Raw genomic sequence first — 24,087 nt, forward strand, 5'->3', positions numbered from 1 at the left:
CTTCTTCATGTTCGTCTTCTTCTCCGAAAACGAACTTTACTAGAATCCGGCTGGCCCTGTTTGCAGGGGGCATGTCAGCCCCGCAACAAGAGCCGCCGGTGATTTGACGGCGATGCTCTCGTGGCCGCGGAACTTTGCCCCGATGCCGACCGCTCGGCCGAGCCGGCCAAGTTCAACAGCGTCTTGCAAGCCAGACTCATAGTCCTGCTCGACTGCTGCGACACCGCGCGGCTTCACCAGCCTTAGCGTCTCCTCCCGGCTACCGGCTCGGGCCGAGGCTGTTGCCAAATGGCCGTTCCCCCGAATTCGCAAGGGCATGCGCCCCACCTGTGCTGTTTGCATCATCTTTGTTCGAGCGAACCCCATACGGGTGTTCCCTGCTTAACACAGTTGACTAGGCCCATCGCCTGGGCGAGAGGCAATCAGCACTCGCCGGCCTACCTCCAGGAGGCGTATCTACCACTTCGGGTGAGAACTTGTTTGCCTTGCTCATAGCTCCGTTTTTTCAAGAGTCAGAGCCTTCTCGAGTCCCGAGGCAGTTCAGCAGATATTTGGTCTGTTACAAATAGTTACAAAAAAAAATTTCAAAAGTCAATTTACGGACACCCGCCAGGGCGGCCGAAGACAAGTGCTCTTGCAAAGCCCGTCCGACATTTTAGGATGTCTTCGAGAGAACCAAAGAAAATTTGAACGCACCGCTCAAGAACTTTGCGTCTGCCAGTTTTTTGGGGTTGATAAATAGCGCCATATCCACGGGGACAAGCAGATGGATGTCATGCGTCAGTTCGTGCTAGCGAGCTCTTTGCCAGAGCGCAGGCGCGAAATACTTTTGAGTGAGTCGATTTTACGAAATATTCGCTGGCAGAGCGACTATCCTACTGACCATATAAGCACGGACGCACGCTTGAAATTGGAAGAATCGATTCGCCTTGGAATGGGAAGCCAAGGCGAAAAAATGTGCCGATTGCTCATTAGGATTTTTGAGGCTTATTTGGCGGTGACCAAGCAGAAAGTTGATTTTTCCAACAATCACTTTCGCTCAGAAGATGTTCTGGTTGGTTTTGCCGGCGCACTATACTCCGAGAGGTTTCTGCATGCTAAGTTAGATGTACGGTACAAGTGGGCATATGGTTGGAAGACGGCGTTGGCATATGCTTGCCCAGAGGCATCTTCGCGAATTCCCCGCCTCTCCAAAAACGCGCCTACGGATTGGTTCGAAACTGCAACCGCCGAGTTTGAGCGGCTCCCATTGGACCGTGTGCAGGTCGATTTGTGGCGTGGTTGGCCTATCCCGAAGACCAACGGGCAAATCACGTGGGCAAACCTTCGAAACATATACTCAAGATACGGGAAGGATTTCACTGAGGCGTATGCAGTTGCTTTAGCAGGGTATGCTGCAGGGCGCCGGGTTAACGGAATCGTAATTGAGACCGCTTTCGCTGATTTTCTCGCAAGGCTCCCGGCCTCTTGGCTTAAGGAAGACTTCGCTTCATCTTCGAAGTTGACCTCGGTGTTAATAAATTTTCTTATATTTCAATGCAAGGTATTCGGAAAGGAGGAGAATCAATATTCTACCCTCGTTGCGTACTGGAACAGATTTGTGGCATTTGTCACAACCTACCTATGTGCCGGGAAGTTTTTCGCGCGACTGACAGCGGAAGAATTGCCATCGCTGTCCTCGAAAGAAATCTGCCGCAGTAGCACTCATCTTCGGCAGAACGGAGATGGTGAAACATATATTGCGAAACTGCTGGCGGACGTTCCGTTGCAGTTAAGTGACGAAGAGGCGACGGACCTCATCTACTTTAAAATTCAAAAAAATCTGGACTTGGTCAAGAGCTGGGCCGAGTCTGAAGTTAATGTCCTCTGGGCTCGCCTAGAACGACGGCGCCAACTGGCGAAAAAGGGAACCGTAAAGGAAGTTTTATCCTCTCGTACGGCCACGGGAAGGGGGGCGCTGATTGACCGGACGAATCCGGATTGGGCGGCGAACGCCTGCGCGACGTTCGAAAAAATTGGGTTCCGAATGAGGGTCGAAGGAAGGCAGCGGACGCTGTACCCCGAGAAACTCGGAAACATGGCATCCGAGGTCTTGGCGCTGCCTACTACCGGCGCGCTGGTTCCCCATATGACATTGTTGGTCATCGAACATCCGAAGTTAACCGCGAGCTTTTTCGAAAAGCTGCGGCTGTATGACGGGGCCGGTCAGCTTTCTGGCATTGCGGAGACAGACAACGGATGGGTCCTGGACGGTGACAAGTTGCGGCGCGGCCCGGGAAACGCGGAACAGCAGATTCATCTCTCCGACCGGGGTGCGGAAATTGTTGCCCAGGTCATAGAGATTACACGGCCGTTGCGTGACTATCTCAGGAACAAGAATGACCCTAATTGGCGATACTTGTTCTTAGGTTGCGGAAAAGGTTTCTCTTACCCTAGCCGACTGACAATCTCCCACGACATAAACTACCATCGTCGGAGCGGCATCCTCGAGAAGAAGCTTCTTGCCTCCGGCGGAATGACCGAGGAGGCCGCCGGCATTTTGGCCGCACGATTTTCTCTCGCCACAGTACGTGCAACTGCAGCTGTTGTTGCTTACATCCGTCGTCCCGATATTCAGAAACTATCCGAAATTCTTGGGCACAAAAAACTCGACATCAGGCTATTGGAGCGCTACTTGCCCGCCCCATTGCTTAGGTATTTTGAAGAACGTTGGGTAAGGCTGTTTCAGTGTGGAATATTGGTGGAGGCTCTCAAAGAAAGTAAATATCTGCTGCCAGCTGCAGGCTTCAAAACTCTCCACGAACTCAACGAGTTCATTTCAAATCACGCGCTAAAGTGGGTGGACCGAAAAGGCGCTGCGGTAGAAGCGAAGACCGGCCATCTTTTTGACTCAGTAGTGTTTTCAATAAGTGTGGAAACGTTGATGTTGCTTGTCAGCATTCGAGCTGCAGTAGAGAATGCTGACCGGCCAGTGTCGAAACTTGCAGAGATGTGGGTCGATTATGCGGAAAGGCTGTTTGCATATATCCAGGATAGTATTCCGCCTCGTGATGATTTTCGAGCCATGCTTGCGGCTGCAAAAGAGCGAGATTGCATTGGCTTGATTTATCCGGAGGCAATTTATGCTTAAAGGAATGCCGGATGGGATTTTGGAGCGGCTTGAGTCCATGGCAAATCCACGTGCAACGGATTTTCAAGCGGCCTGGTGGTTGGATAGTCCATTTTCTGCCAACACATGGGTCATTCGATTTGGCGAGCATGTGCAATCCATTGAGTGGGCTGTTCCCTTTGGCAATGGATGCCTTACGGACCTAACTCACTGGAAAATGCTGGACACCTTCAAGTCAATGGTCACGTCTCAAACGCATCCAGCTGCGATGAGGGGCCGAATTTGCGATGTGCCAACAACACAGCAGCGAGTCTATCGTGCGTTTCGGCTTGTAGATTTTTTTCTGCTTCAACAGGAAGAGCTAAAGCTAGCAAAATATGGCTTTGATTTGGTTACCGAGAACGACTTCGACCGGCTTCTTCTGCGTTGCGGCGTTGGACCAACCGACGAGGAGGTAATTTACCGTTGGACTGAGCGCCTTGCAGAATGGCTCGATGAGCGTGTAAACGAGTCCTACGATGAAATCATTTTATTGCTGAACCGGCATAAGGTGTTTAGTGACATCACGATTCCAGCGGAGGAATGGACTCTGACAAAGGACCCAGACCGTCTCGCGTCCTGGAGAGCTGCCCTGTGGCTAAAGGGAATGTATCGGGTTCGGAGCCTAACCAACTACCGGTTTATTCCATTTACTACCAAGCTGGCGGAGAAAATATACGGAAATACGATTTTTGGGCAAGGGCGAAAATCTATCCACGAGGAATTGTGTCTCTATCCCTCAGAAAGGTATCAGCGCGAATATCCAGCCGTCGACGTCCGAACCATCGAGAGGAGCAAGCCTTCGTGGCGGTATGTGCGAGCTTGGCGCTCGACCATTCTCAGTATGTCCACGTTGGAGTCAGTGGGTTTTGATGTGCCCACGGATGCCTTGAATGCGTTGCGAGAAAATTCCGCTGACCGCCACGAAGGCAACCCTTCTGGACGTTATCGAAATCCTCCGTTTTGGCAGGTTTTGGACGGCATAAAGAATGGGGTCGAATTTGCGCTGGACCACGGCGAAGCGCTGCTCGATAGCTACGTGAACATCATGGAAGCTGCTAAAGCAGAGAAGGTCTCTCCACTGGCCCTAATCGGCTCGAATGATGTTCAGCAGTTCTTGACTAAGGGAGCGCTTGACTTGGGGGTCACTGCGTTCTGCCTAAGAGGAGCCGCGACGGGTTGGCCATCCTTCGGCGGATGGTCAGAGAAATGGGACCGCAGAAGATTCTTTGAAGACCTTCGAAATGGACGCGGTCTATTGCAAAACCTACACGTGCTCTATGGAGCCATTATCCATGTCATTGGTCCCATCACTGCGAGGAGGCAAATGGAGCTAGTGCGGTTACCGGTCATCGGTTGCCTGGATGCGTCAAGAAAGTACATGGTGTTCAGGAACGCTAAGTCAGGTGCTCTCGGATTGCGTCAAGAAGAGGTCAGGCCAATTCCACCCATAGTCGAGCAGATGGTGTCGCTTCTGGAGTCGTTTCAGTCCAGGCTTGTAAAGGGGGGCAGCCTCAACGAATTCGGCTCCTTGTTGAGCATGCCGGGGAGCTACGGAATGCGCGTTGCCTCATCCAGTTCGTTCAATGCTTCCTTGGACGTGTTCTGCGATTATTTTGATACGCCATTGAATGCAAACGGGCATCGATACTATCTGAGAGAGCACCAGTTCCGCCGATTCTTGATTATTACTTTCTTTTTCGGTGCTCGCCAGGGCAATCTCAATACACTGCGATGGTTTGTCGGTCATGTTGACGCTGCACATTTATGGCATTACCTGACCAACGCTGTGTCAGGAGATATGCGCAGGGAGGCTGCGGCGTATTTTCTAATGGACGAGTTGCGCCTTCCTGAAGAGCAACGTGTGGTGGAACTGCACGAGCAGGTGCGCCAACGATTACGCGATTTTGCTGAGTCGCGGTTCGGAGCAAGTGAGTTTTCGTTTGTTGATGGAGATGCGCTTGAAGATTACCTCAATCTTCAAATGAAGAAAGGACTCGTCGTGGAACCGGTGTTCCTTCCAGGTGCGGCAGGCCGTCAGTACAAAATTGTCGCTCGAATCGGCAGGTCACGATGATTGCAAAGCCCGCGCCTCAGACAACGAATGAAAAATCGGTCGTAGCGCTGTCTGTGCTATTAGGTAAGGTCATAGCAAATCCTAAAGATTACGTCGGGGACCACCAACTTGTTTCGGCCCTCAAGCGGCAGAGTCGCTTGGCGGAATATTCAAATCCAAAGAATGGTATCTCCGCGACATCAAGGTCCACTGTCGAAAGGCTAGCTGAGAAGCTGCTTGATGGCGGATTTTCCTATTTCGATAATCTACGAATAACTGCCCTGGGTGAAGTTGAGGACGAGGGACTCAGAAGCTTTAAAGCGAAACGCCGAACAAAAAAGCGCTTTGCTGAAGACCTGGAACAAGCAAAATCCGAACGCATTCAATCCATGGTTGACCTTTGGCATGTGACAAAGGCGTTTCATGAGGCCTTGACCGCTGGAAGGCAAGTGGCGAATCTTTCTCGTAACCCTGGCGTGGTCGAGCGATGGGAAAAGGAGGAGGAGCGACTGCTCGCGATGTTTGACCTCGCTGAGCGGCCCGTTGTGGAGGTCGGCAGCGATACCGAAGCCTGGCTTCAACGACTGAGGCAACTGTGACTTCCAGGAAGGGGCGGTGCCAGCTGTTCGTCCGCGCACCGGCGGAGACAAAAGCATACCGCGTGTACGAACAAGGCCGGGTGCGCACGAATGACATCAGCGGAATCCCGCTGCCAACATGGCCCGACGGACGGTGGTGCATTGAACTGGCCGCTTACCTGGACAAGCTGAAGACGCTGGGGCGGTCTATGCTTGACCGTGGCGGAACATTGGGAACCTACATTTCCGAGTTGACCCCTCTCATTCGCTATTGCTTTGCGAACAAGGTGAATCTCCACCATTTGACAGATGCACATTTCGTGATGTTTATGCGGAATTTGGCGGCGGAAAAGAAATCTGATGGTGAGCAGGTTCGGAATAATAGGACAATTGTCAGAATCGGACGGCGCAGCCTTGCCTTCTTGCATTTTGTGGGCCTAAGAAGAAGGATTGAAGATTACTTGGCGCCGGATGGTCTACACATTCGCGCAGTTCGCCGGACATTTGTAAGAGGACTGTCTGGAAATAGGGCTGTGCGAATCGAATATTGGCATCACTCATGTTTTCCTGCAATGAGTGAGGTCAATCACAGGTATCCAATAACAGAGAACAATATTAATCTCTTGCGTAAAGCGGCGGTGACAAGTAGTGGCTCCTCCGCCCGAAGAATGCGACGATTGTGCATTTTGCGTTTGCTGGAGGCTACGGGGGCAAGACGAATCGAGGTTGCTAATCTCAAGGTCTCCGACGTCCGTGCTGCAAAGGGAATGGAGCGTCCATTCCTAAAGATGATGACCGTCAAGCGAAGGGGCAAACCTGAAATTCGATTTGTGCCAATTTCTCACGCCGAGCTTGATTACATTCTCGAATATATCGAAAACTACCGTGCGCCGACAATAGAGCGACTTCTAGGTGGCGCTGAGCACGATATTGTGTTTATCAACCACAGAACTGGCAAGCCAATTGTTGCTAATACTGTAACATTGGAGTTATATATATTAAGGAGGGCTGCTGGTATAAAGGGTAAGGCTCACCCACATCTCTTTAGGCATCGATTTTTTACTGTAAAGATTTATCGCCTTATCCGTGCCCACCACGTTCGGGATGCTCAGCATTTCATTGAATTATTTATGAGGCTCGAGCAATTTAAGGTCGATGTTATGGAGCAGACAGGTATTAAATCCGTCGAGACCTTGAATCATTATGTTGATTGGGCATTTGCTTTGGGTCCACTCTTGGACCAAGAGCCGGCGCCCGCTGTCGATATTGGGCGACTCGCGAGGGAGGGGCGAGCGGCCATCGCAGAACTGGAAGCGGAACGTGATGCCCTAACGGCGATGGAGTATGCCTACAAGGTGGAACGCGAGTTGAAGCGGTTCGTAGACGATTTATCTCGAGCCGAAGGCTTCAGGCGCGAGTCAGCACCTGGGAATGCAATGCTTGGGAAGGCCTTGGGTGTCCCAGAAAAATAAGTGATAGCGAGGGTACACGCAAAGTCTGTGTTGTTCGACCGGGAGTTGTTCAAAATCTGCCGAACTCCTTGAATATAAGGGGAATTTTCTATGAGCAACTCGGTTACGAAAGCGAAAAATCGAACTCGTCGAGAAACAGCACGCCGCGATGAGCAAGACTGATTTCGCCGGGCCGTGGCACGCTCCCGCCGCCGACCAGTGCCGCAGAGGATGCCGTGTGATGCGGCGCGCGAAAGGGGCGACGCCCCCAATGCCGCGTGTCGAACCCCTGCGCACTCAGGCTCGCGAGTGTGGCGGCCTCCACGGCCTGTGCCTTGGTCAAGGGCGGTAGCAGTCCCGCAAGACGCGTCGCCAGCATCGACTTGCCGGTCCCCGGGGGGCCGTAGAACAGGATGTGATGGCCGCCCGCCGCAGCCACCTCCAGCGCCCGCTTGGCGTGCGCCTGTCCTTTGATGTCCACCATATCGGCCATCCCGGCGCCTATCCCGGCGGCTATCTCGCCTGCGGTTGCCGCCGGCGACGCCGCATCGCCCCCCGACGTTTGCGGCGCCACCGCGCGCGGTAGCGGCGTGGCGACCTCCGGCGCTGCGAGGTGGGCGCAGACGTCGAGCAGCGTTCGTGCGCCGTAGACCGTCGCCGCTTCGACGAGTGCCGCCTCCTGTGCACTGCTCACAGGCAAGACCAGCGCGCGCCCGGACGGCTGCGCAGCCATCGCACTTGCCATCGCCAGCCCGCCTCGCACCGGGCGCAACTCCCCGGTCAGCGACAACTCCCCCGCAAACTCGTGTGTGCGCAGACCCGCCTCGGGGAGTTGGCCGCTCGCGGCCAGAATGCCCAGCGCGATAGGCAAGTCGAAGCAGCCGGATGCTTTCGGCAAATCCGCCGGCGCCAGATTGATCGTGATGCGTCTTGCCGGAAACTCGAAACGGCTGTTCTGCAAGGCGCTGCGCACACGCTCCCGGCTTTCCTTGACCTCGGTGTCCGGCAGGCCCACCAGCGACAGACCCGGCAGTCCGTTCGCCAGATGCACCTCGACCGTGACCGGACGCGCCGCCATTCCTGTGATCGCCCGGCTGCTGACAACTGCCAATGACATGACTTCCCTCCGTTTTCATTCCCTTGGCACCCCGGCGCGCTCCCGTTTCTCCCCGCCTTGATGAGGCATTGATGAGGTGTTGACGATGCGTTTGCGGTGAAGCGACAAAGGAGATGTACTGCCCCGTTGAGGTCGATAGTCGCGCAATCGCGCCGCACGGCACAACGCCTTATCGGCCCAACGACAGGGCAGGAGGCGTGTTTTCGGATGTCCGGCGTTACGTGATCGGACACGTCCATCGCGCGAACCGGAGGATTCCGATATCGCGTTCGGAAATCCGGCAACCGTCGAGCGTGGCGCGTCAGACGCGCGGATGGGACCCCGGCAGGCGTAAGGCCGCAGAGCGAGGGCTCCGTCGAGGGAGGAATGGAGAACTGGGGGGAGTTGAGGGAGGAGTGAGGGGGAGCGAGGGGGAGCGAGGGGGAGCGAGGGGGAACGAGGGGGAACGAGGGGGAACGAGGTGGCACAGAGGGCTGCACAGAGCGACGTCGCGCAGGCGCGCGAGCCCGGACGTAACAAGGGGCGCTGTTGCGCCCCTATGAGTCGTCAGTCTTGCGCTTCGCTGCGCAGGCCTTCGAGTTCGGCCACCCGTTTCTCCAGCGCTTCGAGCTTCTCGCGCGTGCGGGCGAGCACTTGCGCCTGCACGTCGAATTCCTCGCGCGTGACCAGATCGAGCTTGGTGAAGCCCTGGTTGAGCAGGCTCTTAACGTTGCGTTCGATATCCTTGGCGGGCGATTGCTTGAGCATCTCGCTCACCTTGGCTTGCATGTCTTGCAGGATCTCGTTCGGTTTCATAGCCTTCCTCTCGTCGTTTCTTTGCACCGATTTGGTGCTTGCACCGTCAGTGTGCTTCGCCGTGCCGGTACGACCGGTGCATGGTGGTGCATCGGGTGCGTCCCTCAATAATTGGCGCAACTCTATCACCGTTTCTCGCGACCAGCCAGAGACCGTCGGCGCTCACCCGTACCGGTTCAGGCTTCGACACAGTTTGTCGTGCTTCGTTGCCGTTGTGTGACGTTGCTCGCCCACCTCACTTTCCCGGAAATTTGCCAATTTTTTATCCCGAAATCCGTATCTTGCGCGTCGCAGCTCAAGCGGTCGAAGGAGCTGGCACGGGAGTTGCTCTACCTAGCCCAGGACCTGCCGCACGCTGTACCAAGACGTTGAATGTCAACTTAAGGGGAAAGTGATGAAAAAAGTGTCAACTGCGATGGCTGGCTTTGTGTTCATGGGTGCGATGGCGGCCTCTGTCGGCGCGTATGCGCAGGCAGCAGGCGACGGTGCCGCACCGGCAGCAGCGCCCGCCGACGCAGCGGCCGCAGCGGCTGAACCGCTGACGGTGACTGCCAACGTTGGCTTGTTCTCGGACTATCGCTTCCGCGGTATTTCGCAAACGGCCAAGCGTCCGGCGGTACAGGGCGGTTTCGATATCGCACATGAATCCGGTTTGTACGCCGGTGTGTGGGCGTCGAACATCAGTTGGATCTCGGATGGGAATTCCGCAGTGAGCGCGCCCATCGAGATGGATTTTTACGGGGGTTGGAAGAAGGAAATCATCCCTGACTGGACCATCGATGTCGGTGGTTTGCAGTACTACTACCCGGGCACTTATCCGTCCGGTCAGTTTTTCCCGCGCCCGCATACGTTCGAGCTGTATGCCGCCGTGGGCTGGAAGACCGTAACGCTGAAGTATTCGCACGCACTGACCCGTCTGTTCGGTCTCGTGAGTCCGGACGGCAAGGATACGACCAACAGTGGCTATCTGGACCTGACGGGCACCTACGACCTCGGCTTCTGGGGCCTCTCGGCCGTGGGCCACGTGGGGCATCAGTGGGTGCACAACTTCAGCGCAGCAAGCTATACCGACTGGAAGATCGGCCTGTCGAAAGACCTGGGCAAGAACTTCTCCGTGTCGGTCTCCTACGTCGATACGAATGCCGACGAGAAGTACTACACCGCCGCGAACTCCGGCAAAGTGCTCTCCAAAGCTACCGTCGTCGTAGGGCTGTCGAAGACATTCTAAGGAGCGACTCATCATGAAGCTGATTACCGCAATTGTGAAACCCTTCAAGCTCGACGAGGTGCGTGAAGCCCTCTCGAACATCGGCGTGGCAGGTATTACGGTGACCGAAGTCAAAGGCTTCGGCCGCCAGAAAGGCCATACCGAGTTGTATCGGGGCGCAGAATATGTCGTCGACTTTCTGCCGAAGGTGAAGATCGAGGCGGTAATCGGCGACGCCATGCTCGATCAGGCGATCGACGCCATCGAGCAGGCGGCCCGTACCGGCAAGATCGGCGACGGCAAGATTTTCGTGTCCAACGTCGAGCACGTGGTCCGTATCCGTACTGGAGAGACCGGCGAAGACGCGCTGTAAAGGTCCTAATAAGAGACAACAATCATGAAAAAACTGCTTGCCAAACTCTTGCTCGCCGCCGCTTTTGCTGGTGTTGTGGGCACCGTGGGCCTCGGCTCGACCGCTGCGCTCGCGCAGGACGCCTCGGCGCCTGCCGCCGCTTCGGAAGCGTCTGCCCCTGCCGCTGCGACGGCCGCACCCGCTGCCGCACCGGCATCCGCCGCTCAGGCCGCTGCACCGGCCGCCCCGGCAGCCGCCACCCCCGTGCCCGCCAACAAGGGCGATACGGCGTGGCTGCTGACCTGTACCGCACTTGTGATTCTCATGACGCTGCCCGGCCTGGGCCTGTTCTACGGCGGTCTCGTGCGCTCGAAGAACATGCTCTCCGTGCTGATGCAGTGTTTCATCATCTTCTCGCTGGTGGTCGTGCTCTGGGCGATCTACGGCTATAGCATCGCGTTCACGGAAGGCGGGGCATTCTTCGGTGGCTTCGATCGCCTGTTCCTGAAGGGCATGACGCCGGACTCGGTGGCCGCGACCTTCAGCAAGGGCGTGAACGTGCCGGAGTACGCCTACATGGCCTTCCAGGCAGCGTTCGCCGCGATCACCTGCGCGCTGATCGTCGGCGCCTTCGCCGAACGCGCCAGATTCTCGGCCGTGCTGCTCTTCACCGTCATCTGGTTCACGTTCTCGTACCTGCCGATGGCGCACATGGTCTGGTTCTGGGCGGGCCCGGATGCCTACACCGATGCCGCCGCTGCCGATGCCGCCACCGCACATGCCGGCTGGCTGTTCCAGAAGGGCGCGCTCGACTACGCCGGCGGCACGGTGGTTCATATCAACGCCGCCATCGCAGGTCTCGTGGGTTCGTACATGGTCGGCAAGCGTGTGGGCTTCGGCAAGGAAGCGTTCAAGCCGCACTCGCTCACCATGACGATGATCGGCGCCTCGCTGCTCTGGTTCGGCTGGTTCGGTTTCAACGCCGGCTCGGGTCTGGAAGCCAACGGCGGTGCAGCACTCGCCTTCGTCAACACGCTGCTCGCGACCGCCGCTGCCACGCTGTCTTGGACGGCCGGTGAGTGGATCGGCAAGGGCAAGCCGTCGATGCTCGGTGGCGCATCGGGTGCGGTGGCCGGTCTGGTGGCCGTGACCCCGGCCGCCGGTTTCGTGGGTCCGATGGGTTCCATCGTGCTCGGCCTGCTCGCCGGTGTGATCTGCCTGTGGGGCGTGAACGGTCTGAAGCGCCTGCTCAAGGCCGACGATGCGCTCGACGTGTTCGGCGTGCACGGTGTGGGCGGTATGCTCGGCGCGATTCTGACGGGCGTGTTCGCTGCCCCGTCGCTCGGCGGAACGGGCATCTACGATTACGTGGCCAATGCCGTGGCGCCGGATTATTCGATTGCCGGTCAGGTCTGGATTCAGTTCCAGGGTGTGTTGACCACGCTCGTGTGGTCGGGTGTGGTGGCGTTCATCGCCTTCAAGATCGCCGACATCGTGCTGGGCCTGCGTGTGCCGGAAGACGAAGAACGCGAAGGTCTGGACATCACTTCGCACGGCGAGTCGGCCTACCACAACTGATCGCAGGCGCCGATCACGGGCGCCGATCACAACGGATCGACGGTCTCCCCCGTCCGATCGCAAGGTTTTGCCCCGGCTCAGGCCGGGGTCATCCAGAGGAGTCGCTGGTGGCCGGTCGGACAGCCGGCGCCGGCATTGCGCGGGCACCCGAACGGGTGCCCGTTTTTTTGTCTGCGGCTTTCGTGCGCGGTGCCTTGTCCGGGATATCTCGCGATGTCGCGTGCGCGACATGGTGGCCGATTCGGGGGCAGGCGATGCCCGCGCTTGCGATTCGCCGTTTCGCCCCCACCTCCTCTCACCGCAGCATCACACCGTACCTTCCCCGCCGGTGCCCCTTCCCGGGGCATGGCGAACGGCGGAAGCGTGCGGCAGATGCTCTACAATCGATATTCCATCTGGATATGAGAGAAGCATGGTTCCGCATCTCGTCACGGCCCTGAAAGGCCCTTTGCTCGACCTGGAAAAGAAGATTCTCGATGCGACACCCGCCATCGAGCGCTGGTTCCGGCTCGAGTGGCAGGAACATACGCCGCCGTTTTACTGTTCGGTCGATCTGCGAAATGCCGGCTTCAAGCTCGCCCCCGTCGACACCAATCTCTTCCCAGGTGGTTTCAACAACCTCGCGCCGGAGGTGCTGCCGCTCGCCGTGCAGGCCGCGATGGCGGCGATCGAGAAGATTTGCCCCGACGCCAAGAACCTGTTGCTGATTCCCGAACGTCATACGCGCAACTCGTTCTATTTGCAGAACATCGCGCGTCTGTCGACGATCATGCGTCACGCCGGTCTGAATGTGCGGCTGGGCAGTCTGTCGGACGACATTGCCGAGCCGACGACCATCGAGTTGCCGGACGGTCAGCATGTCGTCATCGAGCCGCTGGAGCGCACGCCGCGCCGTCTGGGCCTCAAGAACTTCGATCCGTGCTCGATTCTGCTCAATAACGACCTGTCGGCCGGCATTCCGCCGATTCTCGAAGGGCTGCACGAGCAATACCTGCTCCCGCCGCTGCACGCCGGCTGGGCGATGCGCCGCAAGAGCCAGCACTTCTCGGCCTACGACGATATCGTCAAGAAGTTCGCGAAGATGATCGACGTCGACCAGTGGATGCTCAATCCGTACTTCGCGAAGTGCGAGGGCATCGATTTCGACGAGCGCGTCGGTGAGGAGAAACTCGCCGACACGGTCGATGCGGTGCTCAAGAAGATCAACAAGAAGTATCGCGAGTACGGCATCACGGAGAAGCCGTTCGTCGTGATCAAGGCCGATGCCGGCACCTACGGCATGGGTGTGATGATGGTGCACGACGCCGCCGAGATCAAAAACCTGAATCGCCGCGAGCGCACCAAGATGAGCGTGGTGAAGGAAGGTCTCGAGGTGCACGATGTCATCGTGCAGGAGGGCGTGTACACGTTCGAGCGCATCAACGAAGCCGTGGCCGAGCCGGTCGTCTACATGATCGATCGGTACGTGGTCGGCGGCTTCTATCGGGTTCACACCGGACGCGGCACGGACGAAAACCTCAACGCCCCCGGCATGCACTTCGTGCCGCTCGCGTTCGAACACACGGCGCTGCCCGACGTCCATGCCAAGCCGGGCGCCGCACCGCCCAATCGCTTCTATATGTATGGCGTGGTGGCGCGTCTGGCGCTGCTCGCAGCATCGGTCGAACTCGAACGGACCGATCCGGATCCGGAAACGTATTGACGGCGGTATTGACGGTGGTGTTGACGGGGGTATTGACGGCGCATGCGCCCGGCCGTGGCGAGTGACAGCATGCCGCGCGCTTTCGGTTTCGGCGTCTCGTTGAGAAGATTCTGAATCTGATGTGGGATCGCGTCTGTGTGGCGGCGGTCTTGTGCGCATTTCCGCTTGAGACGCGAAAAGAAAAAGACGCCCGGCTGGCCCCCCGACTAGCCGGGCGTCACATTTACCGGCCGCCTCATGCAACGGTCGGAAATCGGGGCTTTCCTGGGCGGTCCCCCCCGCAAACTGGCTCCCTTCGCATCCCCTTCACCCTTCGGATCGGTGTACTGTGCCGGTCCGTCGTCCGGTTCGCGTCAGCAATGAAGCGATGATGCGACCGTTTGACGCAACCAGCATCCCCCGAATGGGGGATGTCCGTCTGTGTTCGGGTGGAATAAGAATTTTCCTCGAAATTGCCTTTGGCCGGGAGCGACTTGCGAATGCAAGGGGACTTACGCGCATGCCTTCGTCAGATCCATCAATTGCCAATGCCGGTTCTCGGCTATCTGCCGCTCTGGCTGGAAACGCTGCGTTCGGGGCTCGACGCCGACGGCGTGGCGGCGCTCTGGTGTCATGCGCGACATGACACCAGAGCCCCCATCGATGCGCTCGGACTCGCCGACGCCACGTGCTGGTACGCGCCGCAGGCGCCGCTGAGCGCGTGCGAGCGCCTGGCGGCATGCGCGTGGACGATGCCGTCCATCACCGAGCTGCAACAGGCGCTCCGGCAGGGCGAGGTGCTGTGCGGCCACGTTCGTCGCGGCCGGGCGCGGGCGGCGGGGCCGTCGGCGTTGCGCCATCCGGCAGCGCTTGGCGATTGCCTGCCCGATGGCGATTTGCTCGACGTATGTCTATTGCCGGCGAAGCAAATGGCCGATGCATCGCCGTCGTGTCGCGACGTCCCCCCGATCGGCGCATTACGGCTGTTGGTGTCGCGAGACGGCGAGCGGGCGCGATTCACGTCGCGCGAGGTCGCGGCATTCGAGACGGCCGCCGCAGCGTTCGCCTCGACGCCGGAGCGCCCTCACTTTCCACCGCTTGCCGAGGGGCCCTCGGCCGTGCCGGGCCTCAGTTCCGAAGGGGCCGGCGCCGTGACCTGCGATGTGTCCGGCACCCTCGTCTGGCATCGGCGCGAGCCGGAATGGGCCGATCCCGCCGCGCTGGCGCTCATGCGTCGGGTCTGGCGCCTCGCACCGGGCCGCACGTGGCACGACGCCTGCGTCGTGGTGCAGGCCTGTCAGCGTCTGGCGGACGAACTCAGGCTTCTCCCCGGCGACGCGGCGGCGGGTGCGCAGGTGTGCGCATCGGTCCCGGTGCCGGGGGGTACGCTGCATCTGCACGCCACGCATTTTTGCGCGATGGGCGGCGGCGCGACCGAACGGGTGCGCATTGCGCTGCACCTCGCCGTGCCGCCGGCGCTCCGTTTGCTGCAACGTCTCTGGGACACCGCGCTTACGCCGGTGCAGCGCGAGATTGCGATGCGACTGCTGGCCGGGCAGTCGCGCACGCAGACGCGTGAGGCGTGCGCGATCGGCGTGCAGACGCTAAAAACGCATCTGTCGCTCATGCGCGCCCGGCTGGACCCGGTGCGCGACGCGTCGTTGCTGCTCGGGCTGGGAGGGCAGGGTTGGCTGGGTGGGGGCGGCGGCTACGGGGCAGGGTCTGGCGGAACGGGGATGGCCGAAACCGCAGGCCGGACGTGATTTCCGTGCCAACGCACTGCGCAGCGACAAAACGACGGCTCGGCTAGAATAGATGCCTGTCGCCGCAGCTCGCGGTGTGTGCATCCGAACCCCCAAGACTCCCGCCGATCGATGCAGATTCTCTTTATCGCCGACCCGCTCGACCAATTCAAAATCTACAAGGACACCACGTTCTCGATGATGCGCGAGGGCGCGCGTCGCGGACATCGCATCTTCGCGTGCGAGCCCCACGAGATGGCGTGGCAAGGCGCGACGGTCGATGCGCGTGTGAAGGAAATTCGTCTGACGGGGGATGCCGACGTTTGGTACGAAGTCATCGGAACGCGTGTCGCCGCGCTGACGGAGTTCGATGCCGTGCTCATGCGCAAGGATCCGCCGTTCGACATGGAGTACATCAACGCGACCTGGCTGCTGGAGATCGCGGAGCGTGCCGGCGCGCGCGTGTTCAATAAGCCGAGCGCGATCCGTGACCATTCCGAAAAGCTGGCGATCGCCGAATTCCGCCAGTTCGTGGCGCCGACGCTGGTCACGCGCGACGCGGGGCGTTTGCGCGCTTTTCACGCCGAACACGGCGACGTGATCTACAAGCCGCTCGACGGCATGGGCGGGACGGGGGTGTTTCGCATCGGCCCGGATGGTCGCAACCTCGGCTCGGTCATCGAGATGCTGGGCGAGAACGGCGCCCGCTCGGTGATGGCCCAACGCTTCATTCCCGACATCGCGCTGGGTGACAAGCGCGTGCTCGTGATCGGCGGCAAAGTGGTGCCCCATTCGCTGGCGCGCATCCCGCAGGGCAACGAAGTGCGCGGCAACCTCGCGGCGGGCGGTCTTGGCGAGGCGCGCGATCTGTCGGCGCGCGATCGTCAGATCGCGGAATCGCTGGCGCCGGTGCTCTGGCAACGCGGTCTGCTGCTGGTGGGGCTCGACGTCATCGGCGATTACCTCACGGAAGTGAACGTCACGAGTCCGACGTGCTTCCAGGAAATCACGGACCAGACCGGTTTCGACGTGCCGAAGATGTTCATCGACGCGCTGGAGCTGGCCGTCTGACGGACGTCGGACGCTTGGGGGCCGCGTGATCGCCATGCCGGCAATCCCGCTTGCGGCGGCTCCTAAGCTGATGAAATTTCAGGATTAATTCGGGATTTTGGCGCGCCTGCTAAAATAAGAATCCCAAAATCGACAGGTGCGCGTTCGTCGTTGTGTTTGTATCCCGAACACCCGCGGCGCCCGGCGTGCCTAGCATCATGGCTGGAATTCTGATCATTGCCCACGCACCGCTGGCTTCGGCGCTTCGCGAGTGCGTTTCGCACATCTACGGCGGTTGTCCTTCGCGCATCAGTGCGATCGACGTCGTCCCCGACCAGGACACGGCGGCGCTCGTAGACGTCGCAAAAGAACGCCTTGCGCAACTGCGCGAAGAGAACGGCGTGCTGGTGCTCACCGATCTGTTCGGGGCGACGCCGTCGAACGTGGCGGCACAGTTGGTGGGACCGAAAGTGCGTGTGCTCGCCGGGGTAAACCTGTCGATGCTCATCAAGGCGGTGTGTTACCGCTCGGTGCCGCTCGACACGCTGGCGGAGAAGGTGCTTTCGGGCGGATCTAAAGGTATTCTCGAAGTCGGCGCGGGTGCGCCGGCCACACACACTACGTCACACTGAAACATGCTTCGACAAGAAACGACGATCGTAAATAAATTGGGCTTGCACGCCCGGGCATCCGCAAAGCTGACGCAACTGGCGGCGAAATTTCAGAGTGAGGTCTGGCTGACCCGGAACGGTCGGCGTATCAATGCGAAGAGCATCATGGGCGTCATGATGCTGGCGGCGGGGATCGGCTCGAAAGTCGAAGTCGAAACCGAAGGCCCTGACGAAGCGCAGGCCATGCAAGAGCTTCTCGACCTCATCGCGAACAAGTTCGGCGAAGGGGAGTAAAGGGGGCGTCATGCCCGGCGGTGGCGACGCGGCGTCGGCAGGCGCGCCGCGTCACGATCAGAGGCAATGCGTTGACGTATGGCATCCACGCATACCTTTCGATGACGCCGGCCGAGTTTTCGCCGCACCGCCGCACACTGTCTTCGATGACAGCACACACAGATTTCGGGCGTACCATTCGCCTCTGAACTGGGGAGACTTCCTTGTCTTTCACCCTGCACGGCATTCCCGTTTCCCGCGGCATCGCGATCGGACGCGCTTATCTGCTGGCGCCCGCCACGCTCGATGTTCCGCACTATCTGCTCGATCCCAGCCAGGTCGACGATGAGATCGCGCGCTTCGAAAGCGCTCAGGCGACTGTCCAGCATGAACTCGACACGCTCAAGCAAGAGTTGCCGGACGACGCCCCGGGAGAGATGGGCGCGTTTCTCGACGTTCACTCCCTGATCCTCAACGACACGCTGCTGGTCGACGCCGTCGTCAAACTCATTCGCGAGCGGCGCTATAACGCCGAATGGGCGCTCACGACGCAACTCGAAGTGCTCGTCGCGCGCTTCGAAGACATCGAAGACGAGTATCTGCGCGAGCGGCGCGCCGACATCGAACAAGTGACCGAGCGTGTGCTCAAGGCGCTCGCCGGCGCCCCCGGTATTCGCCACGTGGTGGCCGAGACGCCACGCGACGACATGATCGTCGTGGCCCGTGACATTGCGCCGGCCGACATGCTGCAATTCAAGTCGCAGACGTTCAAGGGCTTCGTTACGGACCTCGGCGGCAAGACGTCGCACACGGCCATCGTCGCCCGCAGTCTCGGGATTCCGGCGGCCGTCGGCGTGGCACAGGCCAGCCTGCTCATCAAGCAGGACGACGTCATCATCATCGACGGCGACCACGGCATCGTGATCGTCGACCCGGCCCCGATCGTGCTCGAAGAGTACAGCTACCGGCAGAGCGAGCGTGCGCTGGAAGAACGCCGTTTGCAGCGGTTGAAGCATTCGCCCGCGCAGACGATCGACGGCACGCACATCGAGTTGCTCGCCAACATCGAACTGCCGGACGACGCGAAGACCGCCGTTGCCGCCGGTGCGGTCGGCGTGGGCCTGTTCCGCACGGAATTCCTCTTCATGAACGAGGAGGAGGCGCCCGAGGAAGAAGCTCAGTTCGAGGCGTACAAACGCGCGGTCGAAGCGATGCAGGGCTTGCCGCTCACGATCCGCACCATCGACGTGGGCGCCGACAAGCCGCTCGACAGTCACGAGACGTACGAGACCGCGCCGAATCCGGCGCTGGGGCTGCGCGCGATCCGCTGGAGCCTGTCCGAGCCGCGTATGTTCCTCACGCAGTTGCGGGCGATCTTGCGGGCGTCCGCGTTCGGCAAGATCCAGATCCTGTTCCCGATGCTCGCGCACGCTCAGGAAATCGATCAGACGCTCGAACTCGTGCGCGAAGCGAAGGCCCAGCTCGATGCGGCCGGTCTGCTGTACGACCCGAACGTCAAGCTCGGCGCGATGATCGAAGTGCCGGCCGCCGCACTCACGGTCCCCATGTTCCTGAAACGGCTCGACTTTCTGTCTATCGGCACGAACGACCTGATTCAGTACACGCTGGCCATCGACCGTGCGGACAATGCCGTCGCGCATCTTTACGACCCGCTGCACCCGGCCGTCCTGCGGTTGATCGCCATGACGATTCGCGAGGCGCACGCGTTCGGCGTACCGGTGGCGGTTTGCGGCGAGATGGCGGGCGATCCGTCGGCAACACGCCTGCTGCTGGGCATGGGGCTGCGCGAGTTTTCGATGCACCCGAGCCAGTTACTTCAGGTCAAGCAGGAGATCCTGCGCGCGCACTTGCCCGATCTCGAGCGGCCGGTGCAGGAGTTGCTCGCGGCGACCGAACCCGAGGAGATGCAGGCGGCTCTGGCGCGTCTGGCCGTCGCCTGATAACCGTCATCAGGTTCAGGCGAAAAGAGAAGCGGACGGTCCCGTGACGGGACCGTCCGCTTTTTTATCATCGAAATTTGGGAGGTTGCCGAGCTTATCGTCGGCCATCTCCCATGTTGTCAGTGGCGCTGTCCGCAGACTTTACACTCCGGATTGCGGGCGCAGTGCATGGTGTGCCAACTCATCTTGCGTCCGTCGAGCATCTGAAGACGTCCCACCAGCGGCGTGCCGACCCCCGTGATCAGCTTGATCGCTTCGGCCGCCTGCATGCTGCCGATGATACCGACGAGCGGCGCCAGTACGCCCATCGTGGCGCAGGCCTGCTCGGGGAACGGCTCGTCGGCGGGGAAGATGCACTCGTAGCAGGGCGAGGCGTCGTTGCGTACATCGAAGACGCTGATCTGTCCGTCGAAGCGCAACGCTGCGCCGGACACGAGCGGCACGCCCGCCGCGACGCAGGCCCGATTGACGGCGTGACGCGTGGCGAAGTTGTCCGAACCGTCGAGCACGACGGTGGCTTCGCGCGCTAGTACCGTGAGCCGGGCTTCGTCCACGCGCTCGTCGATGACGTCGACGACCACGCCGGGGTTGATTTGCGCGATGCGCGCCCGGCCGGATTCCACCTTGGGCTGTCCCACGCTTTGGGTGTCGTGCAGGATCTGGCGTTGCAGGTTGGTCAGATCGACGACGTCGTCATCGATCAGCGTAATGCGTCCGACGCCGGACGCCGCCAGATAAAGGGCGGCCGGCGAGCCCAGGCCGCCGGCGCCTACGATGACCGCGTGGGCGGCGAGCAGGCGCTCCTGTCCCTCGATACCGAGTTCGTCGAGCAGGATATGGCGGGAGTAACGCAGCAACTGGTCGTCGTTCATCGCAAAGCGCAAAGGGATAAAAAAACCGTGCCGGCTTTCGCGGGCACGGTTTGTAGTGTAAAGCCGATGCTTACTTCTTGTCCGTCGGCTTGGCCGGCACGACGGTGTCCGTCTTCGGATCCGTCTTGGCGCCGGCCGCCGGCGCGGCGGCCTTGGCGGCGTCCTTCGGCAGCGGGCCGGCATTGGCTTCCAGACGCGACTTCGTGCGCTGGACCGGCTCGCCCTTGATCTGATGGACAGCCTGCTGGAGCATGAAGTCGTCGGCGCTGCCCAGATCCGGCAGGCGTTCTTCACGTTCCTTCTTGCGCTCTTCCGGCGTCTTCTTCGCGTTCTCTTCTTCGAGGCGGCGCAGCTCTTCCAGACGGCGGGCTTCGCGGGCGTCGATTTCCTTCTGCTCGTCAGGCGTTTGCGTGTTGTGCAGGTGGTTCTGGTAATCGATTTCGCGCGTAACCAGCACGTCGTCCGGATCGCCCTTCGGATTCTGGTCGACCGGCACGTCCGGCTTGATACCGATGGACTGGATCGAGCGGCCGCTCGGCGTGTAGTAGTAAGCCGTGGTCAGGCGCAGGGCGGTATCCGGCGACAGCTGGCGCACGGTCTGGACCGAGCCCTTGCCGAACGTCGTCTTGCCCATGATCGTCGCGCGCTTCGAATCTTGCAGCGCACCGGCCACGATTTCCGAGGCCGACGCCGAGTAGGCGTTCACCAGCACCACCATCGGCACCGTCTTCCAGAACGGGGCTTCACCCTTGAGCGGATCTTCCGGGCTCGCCGACAGACGGTAGTTGTCGAAGGTGGCCTTGTACGTTTGCTTGGCGTCTTCGATCTGACCGTTGGTCGACACGACCACGGCGCCTTCCTTCAGGAAGGCCGCCGACACACCGACAGCCGACTGGAGAATGCCGCCGCCGTTGTTACGCAGGTCGAGGATCAGGCCCTTGAGCGGCTGGTCCTTCGCCAGTTCCTGAAGCTTCTTGGCGAGATCCGGCACGGTGCGTTCCTGGAAGCTGGTAATGCGCACGTAGCCGATGCCCGGCTCGAGCATCTTGCCCTTGACGCTCTGCACACGAATCTCGGCTCGCACGATGGAGACCGGGAACGTGCGTTCTTCCGCCTTGCGGAAGATCGTCAGCGTGACCTTGCTACCCGGGGAGCCGCGCATGCGCTTGACCGCCTGATCGAGCGTCATGCCGCGCACGGGCTTGTCGTCGATGCGGGTGATCAGGTCGCCGGGCTTCAGGCCAGCCTTGAATGCCGGGCTGTCCTCGATCGGCGAGATCACCTTCACGAGGCCGTCTTCCTGCGAGATCTCGATGCCAAGACCTGCGAAACGGCCGCGCGTCTGCTCTTGCAGTTCCTTGTACTCTTCCTTGTCGAGGTACGAGGAATGCGGATCCAGGCTCGACACCATGCCCTTGATGGCTGCGGTCAGCAGCTTCTTGTCGTCGACCGGTTGCACGTACTCGCGCTTGATCTGACCGAACACTTCGGCCAGCAGACGAAGCTGTTCGAGCGGCAACGGCGTGGTAGCGCTTTGTGCGGATGCCTGAGAGAACGCGAGGGTGGCAGCCGCACCGGTCGCGAGGCCCAGCACGATCAGGCCGATGTGTTTGAGGGTTTGGCGCATATAGGCGTGGAATTTCCCGGAATTTTGAGGCGCACGCCAATGGGCGCGCGCACTTTGGCGAAGTATAACCGTTTGCCCGCAGGCGGGACATTGCCCATTCGACAGGGAGTTTTCCGGAGTGGTTCTACGAAAAGTTCCATTCAATGCGACGTTGTGACGCGAATTTCGGCGAACGTCGCCCCATAGTGCGCCGCTTTTGCCGTCGTGACGCGCTTCGCGATATGCCGGAAAGGGTCACACAACAGCCACAGGACGGACGGGCGTCGTGTTACGGCGTATTACGCCACACGTGGCGGATGCGCCATCGCCTAGGGATTCCCCGAGGCGATGGGCGCGCATGGCGGGAAAATGACGTCGCGCTCCGGTACGGCGAATCCGTCTCGGACCAACAACGGACACGCCTCGGAGATGCCTGGGACACCTCGGACACGCTTCGGATATGCGGACGGTACCGGAGGCGGCGCGGGGCAGTGGGCGGGGCGGTGGCGCCTGTTCGGGCGGGGGGCGTACGGCGATATCCCGCACGCCCGACCATTCGATGACGACGATGACGACGCGCCATGCGCCGTGTCGTCGTGCACGTCACGCCACGATTACTTCGATTTGCCCTGCGCGGCGACGGCGGCGAGCGCGCCGGCGATCTTCTCCTGATCGCCGAGGTAGTAGTGGCGAATCGGCTTCAGTTCGGCATCCAGCTCATACACGAGCGGCGTGCCGTTCGGGATGTTCAGGCCGGCGATGTCGTCGTCCGAAATGTTGTCGAGATGCTTGATGAGGGCGCGCAGCGAGTTGCCATGAGCGGCCACCAGCACTTGCTTGCCGGCACGCACCGCCGGTGCGATCGACTCGTTCCACAGCGGCAGCACACGGGCGACGGTGTCCTTCAGGCACTCGGTGAGCGGGATTTCTTCGCGCTTGAGCTTGGCGTAACGCGGGTCGTTGAACGAGCTGCGCTCGTCGTCCTCGGCCAGCGGCGGCGGCGGCGTGTCGTAGCTGCGGCGCCACACGTGGACCTGCTCGTCGCCGTACTTTGCAGCCGTCTCCGCCTTGTTCAGGCCGGCGAGCGCACCGTAGTGACGCTCGTTGAGACGCCAGCTATGCACCACCGGGATCCACATCTGATCCATGGCGTCCTGCACATGCCACAGCGTGCGGATCGCGCGCTTGAGCACCGACGTGTAGGCGAGATCGAATTTGAAACCGGCATCGGCGAGCAATCTGCCCGCCTGACCGGCTTCGGCCACGCCCTTTTCGGTCAGGTCGACGTCGACCCAGCCGGTAAAGCGATTTTCTTTGTTCCACGTCGATTCGCCGTGGCGGATAAGAACGAGCTTGTACATGAGCAAACTTCAGTCAGAGTAGGAAAGCGGGGGCAGTCGGCAGGCGGGGGTGGATCGTTGCGCCGGGCACAGCCAGGCCCGGTAAGGGTTTGGCGCGGCATTCCGGGGCCGTCTGGCGCCCGCAAAAGGCGGGCTGCCGACGTCTGGCGCAACGATTGGCAACGACACCCGTCGGCGCAATCACGGATTATTTTATAATGATCGGATTCTTTTGATTATTTTCAGGTGGTTTGTGAAGTTCTTTGCCGATTACACCAACCTCGCGCTGATCGCGATCGCCCTCGTTTCGGGCGGCATGCTGGCCTGGCCGGTATTCAAGCGCGGCGGTCGCGGTCTGTCGACCATGGAAGCGACCCAGCTCATCAACCGCAAGGGCGCCGTGGTGCTCGATGTCCGTACGGCAGAGGAATTTGCCTCCGGCCACCTGCCGTCCGCGCGCAATGTGCCGCTGGACGACGTGGAGCAAAAAGTCGCGGGCGTCATCAAGAATAAGGCCGCTCCGGTCCTGATCGTGTGCAAGAGCGGCCAGCGCTCGGCGCGTGCTCAGACGCTGCTTCGCAATCTTGGTTATGCTGAGGCGTTCAGCCTCCAGGGCGGCGTCGCCGCCTGGCAGGAAGCCGGGCTGCCGGTCGTCAAGTAATCGAGGAG

At 60.2% G+C, this 24,087-nt stretch carries 18 protein-coding genes and 1 pseudogene; 14 read left to right on the forward strand and 5 right to left on the reverse strand.

The genetic code is table 11. From position 1 onward, the window contains the following. The first annotated feature begins 766 nt into the window (after positions 1-766). The 4 genes from PAN31108_RS19255 to PAN31108_RS19270 all read left to right on the forward strand — a co-directional run bounded on the left by PAN31108_RS19255 (position 767) and on the right by PAN31108_RS19270 (position 7,254). Positions 767-3,130: a hypothetical protein gene (locus PAN31108_RS19255; RefSeq protein ID WP_150670395.1), complete on the forward strand. Its 2,364-nt coding sequence runs from the start codon at positions 767-769 to the stop codon at positions 3,128-3,130. After that, on the forward strand, positions 3,123-5,225 hold the full coding sequence (locus PAN31108_RS19260) for a hypothetical protein (protein WP_150670396.1): 2,103 nt from the start codon (positions 3,123-3,125) through the stop codon (positions 5,223-5,225). Before PAN31108_RS19255 ends, PAN31108_RS19260 begins: the two co-directional genes overlap by 8 nt. Further along, on the forward strand, positions 5,222-5,803 hold the full coding sequence (locus tag PAN31108_RS19265; RefSeq protein WP_150670397.1) for a hypothetical protein: 582 nt from the start codon (positions 5,222-5,224) through the stop codon (positions 5,801-5,803). The genes PAN31108_RS19260 and PAN31108_RS19265 overlap by 4 nt, the downstream gene beginning before the upstream one ends. A gap of 62 nt (positions 5,804-5,865) precedes the next feature. Continuing rightward, the gene (locus PAN31108_RS19270; RefSeq protein ID WP_150670398.1) at positions 5,866-7,254 is read left to right on the forward strand and encodes a tyrosine-type recombinase/integrase; all 1,389 of its coding nucleotides are present in this window, start codon (positions 5,866-5,868) and stop codon (positions 7,252-7,254) included. A gap of 124 nt (positions 7,255-7,378) precedes the next feature. Here PAN31108_RS19270 and PAN31108_RS19275 read toward each other — a convergent pair. Beyond that, positions 7,379-8,350: pseudogene (locus tag PAN31108_RS19275) on the reverse strand (YifB family Mg chelatase-like AAA ATPase); the annotation flags it as partial. A 546-nt stretch (positions 8,351-8,896) separates the two neighbouring features. Beyond that, a complete protein-coding gene (locus PAN31108_RS19280) occupies positions 8,897-9,145 on the reverse strand; it encodes an accessory factor UbiK family protein (RefSeq protein WP_069340380.1) in 249 nt (82 codons plus the stop codon). Positions 9,146-9,539: 394 nt separating this feature from the next. Here PAN31108_RS19280 and PAN31108_RS19285 point away from each other — a divergent pair, with 394 nt between their 5' ends. From PAN31108_RS19285 to ptsP, 9 genes are all read left to right on the forward strand, one after another. Continuing rightward, entirely contained in the window at positions 9,540-10,373 is an 834-nt protein-coding gene (locus PAN31108_RS19285) for a TorF family putative porin (RefSeq protein ID WP_150670400.1), read from the forward strand. Positions 10,374-10,386: 13 nt separating this feature from the next. Further along, positions 10,387-10,725, forward strand: a complete 339-nt coding sequence (locus PAN31108_RS19290) for a P-II family nitrogen regulator (protein ID WP_047906773.1) — start codon at positions 10,387-10,389, stop codon at positions 10,723-10,725. Positions 10,726-10,749: 24 nt separating this feature from the next. Next, positions 10,750-12,282, forward strand: a complete 1,533-nt coding sequence (gene amt / locus PAN31108_RS19295) for an ammonium transporter (RefSeq protein ID WP_150670401.1) — start codon at positions 10,750-10,752, stop codon at positions 12,280-12,282. Between the two features lie 412 nt (positions 12,283-12,694). Continuing rightward, a complete protein-coding gene (gene gshA / locus PAN31108_RS19300; protein ID WP_150670402.1) occupies positions 12,695-13,984 on the forward strand; it encodes a glutamate--cysteine ligase in 1,290 nt (429 codons plus the stop codon). 527 nt (positions 13,985-14,511) lie between these two features. After that, the gene (locus tag PAN31108_RS19305; RefSeq protein WP_150670403.1) at positions 14,512-15,726 is read left to right on the forward strand and encodes a helix-turn-helix transcriptional regulator; all 1,215 of its coding nucleotides are present in this window, start codon (positions 14,512-14,514) and stop codon (positions 15,724-15,726) included. Positions 15,727-15,837: 111 nt separating this feature from the next. After that, positions 15,838-16,776, forward strand: a complete 939-nt coding sequence (gshB, locus tag PAN31108_RS19310; RefSeq protein ID WP_150670404.1) for a glutathione synthase — start codon at positions 15,838-15,840, stop codon at positions 16,774-16,776. A 197-nt stretch (positions 16,777-16,973) separates the two neighbouring features. Then, positions 16,974-17,387 carry a PTS sugar transporter subunit IIA gene (locus tag PAN31108_RS19315; protein WP_069340374.1) on the forward strand — a complete coding sequence of 138 codons (414 nt, stop codon included), beginning with the start codon at positions 16,974-16,976 and terminating at the stop codon, positions 17,385-17,387. Between the two features lie 3 nt (positions 17,388-17,390). Beyond that, a complete protein-coding gene (locus tag PAN31108_RS19320; RefSeq protein ID WP_150670405.1) occupies positions 17,391-17,660 on the forward strand; it encodes an HPr family phosphocarrier protein in 270 nt (89 codons plus the stop codon). Positions 17,661-17,863: 203 nt separating this feature from the next. Then, positions 17,864-19,600: a phosphoenolpyruvate--protein phosphotransferase gene (gene ptsP / locus PAN31108_RS19325; RefSeq protein WP_150670406.1), complete on the forward strand. Its 1,737-nt coding sequence runs from the start codon at positions 17,864-17,866 to the stop codon at positions 19,598-19,600. A gap of 119 nt (positions 19,601-19,719) precedes the next feature. Here the strand turns inward: ptsP and PAN31108_RS19330 are convergent, their stop codons facing one another. The 3 genes from PAN31108_RS19330 to gpmA form a co-directional block, all read right to left on the reverse strand. Beyond that, a complete protein-coding gene (locus PAN31108_RS19330) occupies positions 19,720-20,472 on the reverse strand; it encodes a HesA/MoeB/ThiF family protein (protein WP_150670407.1) in 753 nt (250 codons plus the stop codon). Positions 20,473-20,542: 70 nt separating this feature from the next. Then, entirely contained in the window at positions 20,543-22,099 is a 1,557-nt protein-coding gene (locus PAN31108_RS19335) for a S41 family peptidase (protein ID WP_150670408.1), read from the reverse strand. A 593-nt stretch (positions 22,100-22,692) separates the two neighbouring features. Beyond that, a complete protein-coding gene (gene gpmA, locus PAN31108_RS19340; RefSeq protein ID WP_150670409.1) occupies positions 22,693-23,439 on the reverse strand; it encodes a 2,3-diphosphoglycerate-dependent phosphoglycerate mutase in 747 nt (248 codons plus the stop codon). 232 nt (positions 23,440-23,671) lie between these two features. Between gpmA and PAN31108_RS19345 the strand changes: the two genes are divergently transcribed. Then, positions 23,672-24,079 carry a rhodanese-like domain-containing protein gene (locus PAN31108_RS19345; RefSeq protein ID WP_150670410.1) on the forward strand — a complete coding sequence of 136 codons (408 nt, stop codon included), beginning with the start codon at positions 23,672-23,674 and terminating at the stop codon, positions 24,077-24,079. Positions 24,080-24,087: the final 8 nt, after the last annotated feature.

This window comes from Pandoraea anhela (assembly GCF_902459655.1).
GTDB classification, from domain to species: Bacteria; Pseudomonadota; Gammaproteobacteria; order Burkholderiales; family Burkholderiaceae; genus Pandoraea; species Pandoraea anhela.

Excerpts from the sequence above, each read along its gene's own strand:
- PAN31108_RS19255 (WP_150670395.1), top strand. The coding sequence starts at position 767 with ATGGATGTCATGCGTCAGTTCGTGCTAGCGAGCTCTTTGCCAGAGCGC.
- PAN31108_RS19260 (WP_150670396.1), top strand. The coding sequence starts at position 3,123 with ATGCTTAAAGGAATGCCGGATGGGATTTTGGAGCGGCTTGAGTCCATG.
- PAN31108_RS19265 (WP_150670397.1), top strand. The coding sequence starts at position 5,222 with ATGATTGCAAAGCCCGCGCCTCAGACAACGAATGAAAAATCGGTCGTA.
- PAN31108_RS19280 (WP_069340380.1), bottom strand. The coding sequence starts at position 9,145 with ATGAAACCGAACGAGATCCTGCAAGACATGCAAGCCAAGGTGAGCGAG.
- PAN31108_RS19285 (WP_150670400.1), top strand. The coding sequence starts at position 9,540 with ATGAAAAAAGTGTCAACTGCGATGGCTGGCTTTGTGTTCATGGGTGCG.
- PAN31108_RS19290 (WP_047906773.1), top strand. The coding sequence starts at position 10,387 with ATGAAGCTGATTACCGCAATTGTGAAACCCTTCAAGCTCGACGAGGTG.
- amt (WP_150670401.1), top strand. The coding sequence starts at position 10,750 with ATGAAAAAACTGCTTGCCAAACTCTTGCTCGCCGCCGCTTTTGCTGGT.
- gshA (WP_150670402.1), top strand. The coding sequence starts at position 12,695 with ATGGTTCCGCATCTCGTCACGGCCCTGAAAGGCCCTTTGCTCGACCTG.
- PAN31108_RS19305 (WP_150670403.1), top strand. The coding sequence starts at position 14,512 with ATGCCGGTTCTCGGCTATCTGCCGCTCTGGCTGGAAACGCTGCGTTCG.
- gshB (WP_150670404.1), top strand. The coding sequence starts at position 15,838 with ATGCAGATTCTCTTTATCGCCGACCCGCTCGACCAATTCAAAATCTAC.
- PAN31108_RS19315 (WP_069340374.1), top strand. The coding sequence starts at position 16,974 with ATGGCTGGAATTCTGATCATTGCCCACGCACCGCTGGCTTCGGCGCTT.
- PAN31108_RS19320 (WP_150670405.1), top strand. The coding sequence starts at position 17,391 with ATGCTTCGACAAGAAACGACGATCGTAAATAAATTGGGCTTGCACGCC.
- PAN31108_RS19330 (WP_150670407.1), bottom strand. The coding sequence starts at position 20,472 with ATGAACGACGACCAGTTGCTGCGTTACTCCCGCCATATCCTGCTCGAC.
- PAN31108_RS19335 (WP_150670408.1), bottom strand. The coding sequence starts at position 22,099 with ATGCGCCAAACCCTCAAACACATCGGCCTGATCGTGCTGGGCCTCGCG.
- gpmA (WP_150670409.1), bottom strand. The coding sequence starts at position 23,439 with ATGTACAAGCTCGTTCTTATCCGCCACGGCGAATCGACGTGGAACAAA.